At 68.9% G+C, this 10,740-nt stretch carries 12 protein-coding genes and 1 tRNA gene; 9 read left to right on the forward strand and 4 right to left on the reverse strand.

Annotation, left to right across the window (positions count from 1 at the left end):
- Nucleotides 1-200 precede the first annotated feature (200 nt).
- The 3 genes from NDW01_RS17600 to NDW01_RS17610 all read left to right on the forward strand — a co-directional run bounded on the left by NDW01_RS17600 (nt 201) and on the right by NDW01_RS17610 (nt 1,216).
- Nucleotides 201-320: a DLW-39 family protein gene (locus tag NDW01_RS17600; RefSeq protein ID WP_252785262.1), complete on the forward strand. Its 120-nt coding sequence runs from the start codon at nt 201-203 to the stop codon at nt 318-320.
- 42 nt (nt 321-362) lie between these two features.
- Nucleotides 363-1,094: an HAD family hydrolase gene (locus NDW01_RS17605; RefSeq protein ID WP_252821822.1), complete on the forward strand. Its 732-nt coding sequence runs from the start codon at nt 363-365 to the stop codon at nt 1,092-1,094.
- A 46-nt stretch (nt 1,095-1,140) separates the two neighbouring features.
- Nucleotides 1,141-1,216, forward strand: a tRNA-Ala gene (locus tag NDW01_RS17610).
- Between the two features lie 421 nt (nt 1,217-1,637).
- Here NDW01_RS17610 and NDW01_RS17615 read toward each other — a convergent pair.
- Together NDW01_RS17615 and NDW01_RS17620 are read right to left on the reverse strand one after the other, a co-directional pair.
- Entirely contained in the window at nt 1,638-2,225 is a 588-nt protein-coding gene (locus tag NDW01_RS17615) for a GNAT family N-acetyltransferase (protein ID WP_252821824.1), read from the reverse strand.
- A 402-nt stretch (nt 2,226-2,627) separates the two neighbouring features.
- Entirely contained in the window at nt 2,628-3,023 is a 396-nt protein-coding gene (locus NDW01_RS17620) for a hypothetical protein (protein WP_252821826.1), read from the reverse strand.
- 778 nt (nt 3,024-3,801) lie between these two features.
- Between NDW01_RS17620 and NDW01_RS17625 the strand changes: the two genes are divergently transcribed.
- The 3 genes from NDW01_RS17625 (at nt 3,802) to NDW01_RS17635 (ending at nt 5,693) form a co-directional block, all read left to right on the forward strand.
- A complete protein-coding gene (locus NDW01_RS17625; protein ID WP_252821828.1) occupies nt 3,802-4,269 on the forward strand; it encodes a hypothetical protein in 468 nt (155 codons plus the stop codon).
- A 218-nt stretch (nt 4,270-4,487) separates the two neighbouring features.
- Nucleotides 4,488-4,631 carry a hypothetical protein gene (locus NDW01_RS17630; protein WP_252821830.1) on the forward strand — a complete coding sequence of 48 codons (144 nt, stop codon included), beginning with the start codon at nt 4,488-4,490 and terminating at the stop codon, nt 4,629-4,631.
- Nucleotides 4,632-5,099: 468 nt separating this feature from the next.
- Entirely contained in the window at nt 5,100-5,693 is a 594-nt protein-coding gene (locus tag NDW01_RS17635) for a hypothetical protein (RefSeq protein ID WP_252821832.1), read from the forward strand.
- A 101-nt stretch (nt 5,694-5,794) separates the two neighbouring features.
- Here NDW01_RS17635 and NDW01_RS17640 read toward each other — a convergent pair whose 3' ends face one another.
- Nucleotides 5,795-6,589, reverse strand: coding sequence for an alpha/beta fold hydrolase (locus NDW01_RS17640; protein ID WP_252821834.1), 795 nt, complete (start codon nt 6,587-6,589; stop codon nt 5,795-5,797).
- Between the two features lie 35 nt (nt 6,590-6,624).
- Complete coding sequence (locus NDW01_RS43845) at nt 6,625-7,119, reverse strand: cell division protein SepF (RefSeq protein WP_252821837.1); 495 nt, start codon at nt 7,117-7,119, stop codon at nt 6,625-6,627.
- A 349-nt stretch (nt 7,120-7,468) separates the two neighbouring features.
- On the opposite strand from NDW01_RS43845, the gene NDW01_RS17650 reads away from it, so the two are divergent.
- Genes NDW01_RS17650 through NDW01_RS17660 form a run of 3 tightly spaced genes read left to right on the forward strand, consistent with a single transcriptional unit; the run spans nt 7,469 to nt 10,739 of the window.
- The gene (locus NDW01_RS17650) at nt 7,469-7,948 is read left to right on the forward strand and encodes a hypothetical protein (RefSeq protein WP_252821839.1); all 480 of its coding nucleotides are present in this window, start codon (nt 7,469-7,471) and stop codon (nt 7,946-7,948) included.
- On the forward strand, nt 7,948-9,333 hold the full coding sequence (locus NDW01_RS17655) for a hypothetical protein (protein ID WP_252821841.1): 1,386 nt from the start codon (nt 7,948-7,950) through the stop codon (nt 9,331-9,333). Before NDW01_RS17650 ends, NDW01_RS17655 begins: the two co-directional genes overlap by 1 nt.
- On the forward strand, nt 9,330-10,739 hold the full coding sequence (locus NDW01_RS17660; RefSeq protein ID WP_252821844.1) for a vWA domain-containing protein: 1,410 nt from the start codon (nt 9,330-9,332) through the stop codon (nt 10,737-10,739). Before NDW01_RS17655 ends, NDW01_RS17660 begins: the two co-directional genes overlap by 4 nt.
- Nucleotide 10,740: the final 1 nt, after the last annotated feature.

A 10,740-nucleotide genomic window follows, 5' to 3' on the forward strand; every position in this document is an offset into this window, starting at 1 on the left:
GCCGGAGACGCCGATGTTCTGCAGGTTGGAGGCCTCTACCGGGTATACGGGAATTCAGAGGCGAATGACCGCCTCGACGTTTGAAGAACCATGGATTCCAGATGTTCCGCGACCCACAGGGGGAAGCGGCACGGACGTACCTGGGTGGTTGCTAGGCTGCGGTAACGCAGTGCTAGTCGAGGTTTGAAGGGGTTCCCATCGTGAAGAAGCTCATCGTTCTCGCGCTGGTCGCCCTCGGTGGTTTCGCGGTTTGGCGCCGGCTTCAGCAGGACCGGGCCGAGCTGGACCTGTGGACCGAGGCGACGTCGTCCGACAGCTGAGAGATGTCTTGACCGTGCCGGCGAGGGCAGACGGGGGTGGGCGTGGACGACGAGGTTCGGATCACGCTCGCCTGTCTCGACCTCGCCGGTACGACCGTCGCCGATGACGGAATAGGCGAGCGCGCCTTCACCGAGGCTCTCGTCACCCAGGGCATCGTCTCCGGCACCGACACCTACGCCCGGGCCATGGGCCGCGTACACGCCGCCCGAGGCAGGTCCAAACTCGACATCTTCCGCGACGTCTTCGCCGACGAGGACCGCGCCCAGGCCGCCAACCACGCCTTCGAGCAGGCGTACGACTCCATCATCGACCGTGTCGGCCTCTCCCCGATCCCCGGAGCCGAGGCCGCCATCGACGCACTCGCCGCCTCCGGCGTGCGCATCTGCCTGATGACCGGATTCGGCAGCCGGACGCTCGGCCACATCATCGACACCCTCGGCTGGTGGAAACGTGCCGACCTGCTCCTCTGCCCCGCCGACGCGGGCGGTCGCGGCCGCCCGTACCCCGACATGATCCTCACCGCGGCCCTCCACGTGCAGGTCGACGACGTCCGCCACATCGCCGTGTGCGGCGACACCGAGAGCGACATGCACAGCGGCCGTCGTTCGGGCGCCTCCATCGTCGCGGGCACCCTCACCGGCGCCCACGACCGCAGCCGCCTCGAGGCCGCCGGCGCGACCCACATCCTCAGCAGCGTCACCGAACTCCCCACGCTCGTCCAGGGCCCCGACCGACCGTCCATCACGCCGTACGACGATCAACCGGCCCCGTGACGAGCGGACAGCCCCCATCCCCCGGTAGGCTGTAGGGCGATCTCCAGGGGCCATAGCTCAGTTGGCAGAGCGCCTGCTTTGCAAGCAGGAAGTCCGGGGTTCGAATCCCCGTGGCTCCACCAGCACAAACGCCCCCGCCTGAGCATCGGGCGGGGGCTTTCGGGCCATTAGCGGGCCATCGTCGTCACCCTTCCGTAGCTCCGCCTTGATCCGCGCGTCGAGCGCATCGGCGATCCGGTGGTCTCCGTGCCGTGGCGCATGCTGGTAGATCCGCAGCGCGGTCACTGTCCTGCCCCACCCGAGCCGTGGTCCGCCAGGCTCGCACCACTCTGCGCGGGAAGGGTGTTGCCCGTATGGCGCAGGTGATGGAAACGGACATTCGCAGGCCTGGCCCGCTTCCCCTGCGAGATGGGAGCGACGGCAGAGGGATGACCCGGCAGGCGCTGCTGTGGCGTCGACACCGACGTGTTCACTGATCCAGCCGCTGTTCCCCGCTTCAGTGGCTGGTCCAGGGGGAGGAGTAACCGAGGCCGCGTTCGACTCTCACCCAGGGGATGCGTCGCTCAGCCTTCGTTCCCAGAACACCTCGTCACGCCAGGACCCATTGATGTAGATGTGGGCACTGGCGATTCCCCACGGTGTGAACCCGTTACTCCTCAGCACCCGGTGCGATGACAGGTTCTCCATCTGGGTATGCGCCTCCGCCCGGTTCAATCCGAGGTCTTCGGTCATCACCCGCAGGGCCAGGCCGACCGCGCGGCTTGCGTGCCCTTGCCCCTGGAACCTGGACGCGACCCAGTAGCTGAGAAAGCCCTTCTGGATGGGGCCGCGCACGATGGTGCTGACCGTTACCTGTCCGATGACGACATCGTCGGCCATGATGACACCTGGCCACCTCTCGCCCTTGCGCTGGTCTTCGAGTAGCTGTTCGATGCGGTCGACCTGACCGGGCGTTGTGTGGAATCCATCCGGCCGGGCCGGTAGCCAACGGGCGAACTCATCGGCGTCGCGAGCAAGATGGTCTGCGATCACTGAGGCATCTGCTACGTCGATGAGTCGAATCGAGGTGGATGGCAGCGTCACTGGGAAGGCTCCTCGCTCAGGCAGACAATGGTCGAACTGATTGGTCAAGGTCAGGTGCACCTTCGGCCTGTGGTGCAGCACCGCCCTCCGGAACTGGTGCATCAGCGCCTGACAGCAACCGTGACGGCAACACCAGCGGACGACGCCAGATGATCACCATCACGGACGGGCTCGTAGACGTCGGTTCGAGCTTGATCACCCGGACCAGATGGCAGCCGCCGTATCGCTCGCTGCCGGCTCGCCAGGTCCGGCGTGACGGCCCAGGGCCCTCGTCGAGGGGCCGGGGCGTTCCGTCCGGAGACTCACCCCTGCCTGGGTCCGCCGAGGGTTTCGGCACCTGCGCCGCGACTGCCCTGCCCGGCCGGCGCATCGATCGGCAAGACCGACACCAGGAAGCGGCGGAAGAGAATCCATGATGCCACGCCCACGCCGGACGGATTGAAGATCAACCTAGTCCCCAGTGACTCCGAAGAAGGCGATCTCGTCCGGCATGTCTTCGCGGTAGAGAACCACGTAGCATCCGTAGCCACGATCCTCGATGACATCCCACTTCGCATCAGCCGCACGGTCATAGTCCGCGCGGGTCGGACGCTCCGACCCGAACACCTCGCGCGTGACCTCTGGACTCAGCGGGGCGGCCTGAAGAATATCCGGCTCCTCACCAGCCGGCGAGACACCGTTCATGTCCAGGACCGAGTGAGTCATCAACTCCTGAATGACAGGATCTTCCCAGAGTTGGTCCACCGACTTAGGCCGACGGCGCTCGGGAAAACCTCCCCTGCCGTCATAGGCCCAGTAGTATTCCCCTTTACGGAATGCCTCCGCCTGCGCCTTTCGCAGCGCCACTGAAGCATCCTCGTGGTAACGCGCCATGTAGTCCCATGCCGACCCGCCCAAAACGAACCTCCCGGATGCGCTCATCAACCAGCCCGAATCAAGCTAGCGGTAACGTGAGACACTTCGGCCTTCACGCCGAGGATGGTCTCCGGCGGGGGCACTTTCGACTCCGGGATGCGGGCACACCGGGCACAGGTTGATCGGTGGCTGGGGTGGAAGCCTGGTCATCCCGCCTGCCGTCGTCCCAGGACAAGCCCGCTCCCCGGAAGGGGAGGCGAAGGCGAACCGGATGACCAAGGCGGGAGATGACTGCGCGAGACGCGAAGGCGGGCCGTTTCGCTTCGCCCGTGGTACCGTGCCTCCCGAGCAGTCACAGGAAGTGATCAATGGATCGCCGATCGCCGGGCGTTGTACGCGCCCGGCTTCCCCGTCGATCGCGCAGGTATCCGTACACGATCCCCGGACTTTCTCCATCGGTCCACAGGCAGATCCAGGACATTGAACTAGACGCTGGTCTCGCCCTCGGCCAAACAGCGGAAGCATATCTGCGATTTAGGCGCTTTGTGCTTAGGCGGTGGCATCCTAGCTGGCACGATCTGCAAGCAGGAAGTCCGGGGTTCGGATCCCCGTGGCTCCACCAGCATCAACGCCCCCGCGACAGGCGTTCGCGTGGCAGACGAGGTCGCATCCGGCCGTGGCGTCGCCGCTGATCTTGCCCTGCGGTCACCGCTCACCGTTCGGATCGCTGTCTTCTGCGGTCCGGCGATCGATGTGATCCACTGTCGGCATGGGTGGTGCGCTCACGAGCCTGGTCGCGGTGGCCGGGACTTTGCTCGGCTCGGCTCTGACCTATGTCTTCCAGCGGCGAACGGCGGGACGTGCCGAGCAGTTCGCGCGAGATGAGCGCCTGCGACGAGATCGTGTGTCGGCGTACAGCGCGTTCGCCGAGGCGGTCATGGAATACCGGCACCAAGAGTTGCAGGTCTGGCTGCACCGTCGCGGGGAACTCACCCATCCTCTTCCCGAGCGTTTCGAGGTGGAGCAGGGACGCCTGCGCTCGCTGGCGTTGCGGGCGAGATATCGCGTCCAGCTCCTGGCCGAAGCCCCTCGGCTGGTCGAGCTGGCCGACCAGTCCCTCGACGCGGTGGCCGAGATTCACCGTGCCAAGGACGCCACCGAGCTGATGGAGCACGGTGAGCGCACAGAGCAACGAGTCGAACGCTTCGTACGAGAGGCGGCCGGCGAGGTTCGTTGAGCCGGTGGCGTTCTCGGCGCGAAGAACTCAGCCGCGGGCGGCGTGGCGGTTTCCGAACCATTGATAGCGCGTTTCCGCGGTTATCGTTGATCAAGCGGACTCGGGAAGGTGGAGACGTGTGGCGAGTGGGCAATCCTGTTCGGGCGCTGATCCGGCTCGACGATCGAGTCCTGGGACGTTGGCTCGACCGCCCGCGCCGGCCGCTGAGTCTCCGGACCATGATCGTCCTTACCGGCGTCTTTGCGGCCGTGGCGGTGCTCGGCGTTGTGATCACCGGGAACGTCGGCGGACCGATCGGCGTGTTGTTCGCCATCGCCGCAGGCTGGTACCAGCGGGCCCGTGACGTTCGCCGATCCCGGTGAGCTCAAGCGTCCGGTGCCGCGCGTCAGCTCCATCGCCGCGCCCGTCCACCTCGACGCCGCCTAGGTGCGCGGAAGCCGGGCAGTTCGCCATTCCGTCAGGCTGAAGGCGGAGTCCTGCGGTGGGGCCTCGGATTCGGCGATGACTCGGCCGCCGTCAATTGAGCTCTGCAATGGCGCGAGCGACCAGGGATAACTTCGGCATAACGGGTCTTGTGCCAGGTATCCGGTCAGCTTACGCTCTGGCCTGCAGAGGCCGTTGTCCGCCTAAGGGGAGGGGGCGGCCCGCGGATTCGCGGTGGCCTTGTTCGGTTTTCGGGCGGAAGAAGGGCGGGGGCCCCTTCTGCCTTCGTAATGACGCGCCGGAGGCGTCGGCGGACGACGCCCTGGTGTGGCACCACCACGGGGGAAAGGACACCACAGTATATGAATGTCATTCCAGCGCGCCGTGCCGCGGGTATCACGGTCGCCGTGAGTGCCGGCCTGGCTCTGGCGGCCTGCGGGTCGAACAACGACAAAGGACACGACAAGGACTCGACCGCACCGCAGAGCTCCAAGGCCGCGGCGCCCGCTCCGGCCTCGAGCGACAAGCTGGACCTCACGCTCGCCGGAACGGTGAACGACCACGTCACCCGCTACAACAACGCTCCCAAGTGCACGTGGGACTGGAACGACCTGTTCAACAAATGGGTCTACAACGTGTCCTTCCCCATCACCATCAAGGGGCAGGAGGGGACGTTCGGCGTGCTCGTCAACGACGCCGACCTCCAGGGCGGTAACTACGAGATCGCCAAGGAGAACGTCTCCGTCGACGGCCCCGACTCCAGCAAGCTGCACTGGGGCGGAGCCTTCGGCAGCAGCGGGTCGAGCGGCACCGTCACGATCAACCCGGACCACTCCGGCACCATCGACGGGGCCATCAAGGCCCGCACCGGGCCCAACCTCAAGGGCGACGGCACGCTCCTGCAGGTCAAGGGCTCGTGGAGTTGCGCGCAGTTCCACGACACATACGGCCACCCGCCCCTCACCGCTCCGCCGAGCCCGACCGCCACGCCCTCGTCCTGAATTCCGCCGTCATGCTCCCCGTCGTCCGCCGCAGGACGGCGGGAAGCATAACGGCCCTCCCCTAGGGCATTCGCCGAGCCGTCGGCGGTCCGGATGGCCGGTCAGGCTCCGAGCTCTCGCAGGAATTCCGTGATGGCGGCTCGCACCGGCTCCGGCTTCTCCAGATGGACGTCGTGACCGGCTCCCGGCACCGTGACCACGTGCGTACTCGGCCTGTCGCGTGCGATCTCCCGCGCGGCGCCGGCGGGGAACATGCCGGACTCGGCGAGGACGACGAGGGCCGGACACCTCACCATCCTCCATTCCGGCCAGAACGAACGCCGGGACAGTTCCGCCACGGACCGGACCATGAACCCGGGCTCGAAGCGCGGCCACCAGCCGTCCCGCCGTTCCGCGAGGCCGGCCGCCCAGCTCGTACCTACCGGGCCGCCGCCGAAGAACCCGACCGCCGCCTCTCGCGATCGGAACGGCACAGGCCAGGACGCGAGCCGGTTCTCGATGTCCTCCGGAAGGCCGGGTGCCGCGTCGCCGGGAGCGGCCTCGATCATCACCAGCGCACGGACGAGGTCGGGTCGGGCGGCGGCCGCGAGCATGGCGGTGTGACCGCCCAGCGACTGGCCCACCAGAAGGGCACGGCCCAGCCGCAGAGCATCGATGACGGCGACGACGTCGGAGACGTACGCAGCTCGGGACACGTCAGCGGGACACCGCTCGCTCGCGCCGTGCGCGCGCTGGTCGAAGACCACCACGCGGTGGGCCTCCCGGAGCCAGGCCGCGGTCTCGTCCCACTCACCGGAGTGGCCGGCCAGCCCGTGCAGCAGTACGACCGGCGTACCCGAACCGCCGTGATCACGGACCAGGAGACGGACCCCGTCGTTGACGGCCGTGCGTTCCACCGGATCCATCGGGGGCCTCGGTGACGGCACGGCGGTCAGGCGGGTTCGGGGGCCGTCTTCTCCTGCTGGAGCGCGGCCGCGCTCGGCCTGGCCAGTCCGGCGGGGACCAGCAGGAAGACCTTCGAGCCGAGGCGTTCCATGTCGCCGCCCCGTGCGCAGATGAGGCCGGCCGAGAAGTCCACGAGCTGCCTCGCCTCCTCGTCCGTCATCTCCGTGAGGTCCATGACGACCGGAACCCCCTCACGGAAGTAGTGCCCCACATGGAGCACCTCGTTGTAGTCGCGGGGCCGAAGCCTCTTCACGACGCCGGTCGTCGTGCCCGGCCCGGCGGGCACGGAGGGGATCAGGAGGAAGACCTTCGGGCCGAGGCGCTGCATGTCGCCGCCCCGCCCGCAGATGAGGCCGGCGGCGAAGTCGACGAGTTGCCTTCCCTCGTCGTCCGTCATCTCCGTGAGGTCCATCACCACCAGAACGCCCTGGCGGAAGTAGTGCCCCACGTACCGGACGTCGTTGTAGTCGCGAGGGCGCACTGTCTCGACTATCACGCCCCCAGTCTTCCGTAGCCGCCACGAACATCAAGGTTCCCGGGCGTACGCGCGGTCGTGGCGGAACGTGCGGATCGAGGATGCTCGCCCGGCATTCTGGCATCGGTCACCGACACTTCCGCAGCCGTCATCGAGGGTGCCGAGAAATGTCGGCGGGGTCGGTCATGCTCTCTCGCGGGTTCCCCGAGAAGAGAGGCTTCCCCATGTCGAACCCTGTCGCCGATGGGCGCGAAGGCGCACGTACGGGACGGTCCGCGGACTCGTTCAGCCGGTTCTGGGACGGGGCACCGGTCACCGATCGGCCGTGCCGGGCGCGGGGTGAAGGGCGCCGGTGATGACGGACTGGGAACGCCGGAGCGTGGTGCGGGTGGTCCCGCCCGTGCGGCCGCGGAAACTGGCGAAGGTCCCCTTCGTGGAGCTCGCGGAGGGGCGGCTGCAGGGCGTGGTGTCCAGCGGGTCGGACATCGCCCGGGTGTACGTCTCCTCCATCGCCGCGGGCACCCACACGTACAGCTGCGGTACGAACAACAACCGGCCCTGCGGCGGGCTGACCGGTTCTCCGTGCAAGCATCTGCAGGCCCTCGTCAGCGAGGCGGCGCTGCAGTACGGCCTCGACCGCGTCGCTCGCTACCTGCGGGTGGACGTCGGCGAGGGCGAGGATCTGATCAGCCGGCTGGACGGGGCGCCGGAGCGCGCGCCGGCGGCCGGGGTGTTCAGCCGGTTCCTTCGCCACCTGGCCTATCTGGAGCTTCCGGACACGACGGAGCCGATCGCCGAGATGCAGTGGTTCCCGGCCACGAGGGCGGTGCGGTGATGCTCGGAGTTCAGCTCGCGGCGCTGCTCGACGGCCCGGTCCCGGGTGTGGCGGAGACCCTCGACCTGGTGGACGGGTTCGACGACGTCCTGGTGCACGGCCTGGCCAGGGTGGCCGAAGAGCAGGCGGGACGGCTCACCGCCATGGCGGGGGCACTGCGCGACACACCGCTCGGCCCGGCTGTGGCCGAGGCGGTGGAGAAGGTCACGGCGGGGTCGATCGGGGACGCGGAGCTGGCGCTGCTCGCGGGCGCCCGTACGACGCTGCTCGGCGCGGTGCACGATGCCCGGCTCGGCCGGTTCGACGCCGCGCTCGGCCGGACGAGGACCCCGTGGGAGCCGCCACCGGCCGCGCCGCCGGTCGACGGTCCGCTCGGCGCGGGACGGTCATGGTTGCAGGAGCTGGCCATCACCGGGTGGCGGGGCGTCGACCACGACCTCGTCTCCTCCGCCGACCAGGCCGTCTCGGCGTTGCTGGGCGAGCCGCGCCTGCGCGGGGCCGCGGTGCTGCTCGACGGGCTGGCCGCGGAGCTACGGGCCTCGTTCCCGGTGGTGATGATGGACCGGGTGCCCGCCCGGCGCTGGGCCGATCTGTGGGCGCGGGCGCTGCTGCTCCTCCAGCCGGGTACGGGCGGGGCGGTGGCCGCCGGGGTCGTGTCCGGGCGGCTGCTCCCGCTCGGGGTGGACGTCCACGAGCACGGTACGGCGCTGCAGATTCAGGTGCACGGCGTGCTCGAACCCACCGACGGTTCGTCCGCCCGTCTCGTACGGGCGAGCGTGGCGGCGGCGAAGGTCGACACGATCGTCGGGCCGGCGCTGTGGCGGTTGCTGGACGCGCATCCGGTGCTGCTCAAGGCGCTGGCCGAGCACCGGAGCGTCGACCTGGCGGAGCTGCCCGTCACGGCGGGCGGCGACCTGATCTGGCGGGACGACCAGGTGACTCTGGGGGAGCCGGCGGACCCGTTCGCGACGGCGCGGCTCCGCCTCACCGACGCGCACGCTCCGGCGGTCCCTCCTCTGGAGCGCCATCCGGTGCGCATCGCCGAACCCGTCCTGGTGGAGGGGTACACGATCGACGGCGACGTCCTGACCCTCGATGGGCATGCTCTCGCGCTCGACCTGGAGCGGCTGCCCGACTGCGGGCCGCTGACGCCGGAGCTGGTGGCGGCCTCGTCGGCCTGCATCGGGCTGGTCCGGTGGGAGGCCGGCCGGTGGGCGCTGCAGCCGCTCGCCGTGCAGGCGACGGTCAAGCGCAAGCCGGTGGAGGCGCACGGTGGTGACTGGGCGCTCGGCCCGACCGATCCGAAGGTCATCAAGGCCGAGGCCCGGGCCGGTGACGCCGTGGCCGTGCTGCGCGAGCGCGCGGGAAGGCTGCTGCGGCGATGAGCGACCCCACGGCGGACCTGAGCGACCCCACGGCGGACACGAGTCACCCCACGGCGGACCTGAGCGATCCCAGGGCGGACACGAGTCACCCCACGGCGGACCTGAGCGATCCCAGGGCGGGCACGGCCGCCGCCGCCTCCGCAGCGGTGGAGGAGAACCGGCGGCAGGTGCTCTACTGGCGGCTGCTGGCGCGGATGTTCGACCACGACGAGCAGCCGGCCCTCGAGGCGGCGAGCGTGGCGATCGTCGAGGACATCGGGCTGCCGCCCGCGCTGCTCGACCCGTCCGTGTCGTTGGACAACCTCGTCCAGCGTTTCCCGGATCTGCGGGCGGAGCTGGACGGGCTGCTGACCCCCGGCGACGACGACCAGCGGGTACGCCGCGCCGCGCTGGTCTCCAAGCTGCTGCTCAACGTGCTGTCGACCGGGTCCGGCAGCGTCACCGCGACCCGGCTTGCCGACTGGCAGCGGGACGCGGGGTGGCTGAAGAGGGCGCTCGGCGCCGAGGGCGCGTGCGAGCTGGCCGGCGTGCTGTCGGCGCTCGAAGGCGACCTCGTGAGCCGGATGCGGTTGCGCGAGGTGCTGGCCGACCCGGCGCTGGCGCGGCAGCTCACGCCGAGCATGTCACTGATCGAGCAGCTCCTGCGCGACAAGGCGAACCTGTCGGGCGTCGCGCTGGCGAACGCCAAGGCGCTGATCCGCCGCTACGTCGATGAGGTCGCCGAGGTCCTGCGCACCCAGGTCCAGCAGACCAGCGCCGGGACGATCGACCGGTCGGTGCCGCCGAAGCGCGTGTTCCGCAACCTCGACCTCGACCGGACGATCTGGAAGAACCTCACCAACTGGGACCCGGAGGAAGAACGGCTGTACGTCGACCGGCTCTTCTACCGGCAGACCGCCAAGCGCACGACGCCCGCCCGCCTCATCGTGGTGGTCGACCAGTCCGGGTCGATGGTCGACTCGATGGTGAACTGCACGATCCTGGCGTCCATCTTCGCGGGCCTGCCGAAGGTCGACGTCCACCTGATCGCGTACGACACGCGGGCGCTCGACCTGACGCCCTGGGTGCACGACCCGTTCGAGGTGCTGCTGCGGACGCAGCTCGGCGGCGGCAACGACGGGCCGGTCGCGATGGCGATGGCCCGCCCCAAGATCACCGATCCGGCCAACACGGTGATGGTGTGGATCTCCGACTTCTACGAGTTCGACCGGTCACAGCCGCTGTTCGACGGCATTCAGGCGGTGCACCGGTCCGGGGTGAAGTTCATCCCGGTCGGCTCGGTGAACAGCTCCGGGCACCAGAGCGTGAACCCCTGGTTCCGGCAGCGCTTCAAGGATCTCGGCACGCCCGTGATCTCAGGCCACATCCGCAAGCTCGTCTTCGAGCTGAAGAACTTCCTGGACTAAG

Source organism: Actinoallomurus soli, from assembly GCF_024055715.1.
Lineage (GTDB): Bacteria > Actinomycetota > Actinomycetes > Streptosporangiales > Streptosporangiaceae > Actinoallomurus > Actinoallomurus soli.

Bases quoted from the DNA above. Each gene is read 5' to 3' on its own strand.
- NDW01_RS17660 (WP_252821844.1), top strand. From the start codon at position 9,330: ATGAGCGACCCCACGGCGGACCTGAGCGACCCCACGGCGGACACGAGT.
- NDW01_RS17625 (WP_252821828.1), top strand. From the start codon at position 3,802: ATGGGTGGTGCGCTCACGAGCCTGGTCGCGGTGGCCGGGACTTTGCTC.
- NDW01_RS17630 (WP_252821830.1), top strand. From the start codon at position 4,488: ATGATCGTCCTTACCGGCGTCTTTGCGGCCGTGGCGGTGCTCGGCGTT.
- NDW01_RS17655 (WP_252821841.1), top strand. From the start codon at position 7,948: ATGCTCGGAGTTCAGCTCGCGGCGCTGCTCGACGGCCCGGTCCCGGGT.
- NDW01_RS17650 (WP_252821839.1), top strand. From the start codon at position 7,469: ATGACGGACTGGGAACGCCGGAGCGTGGTGCGGGTGGTCCCGCCCGTG.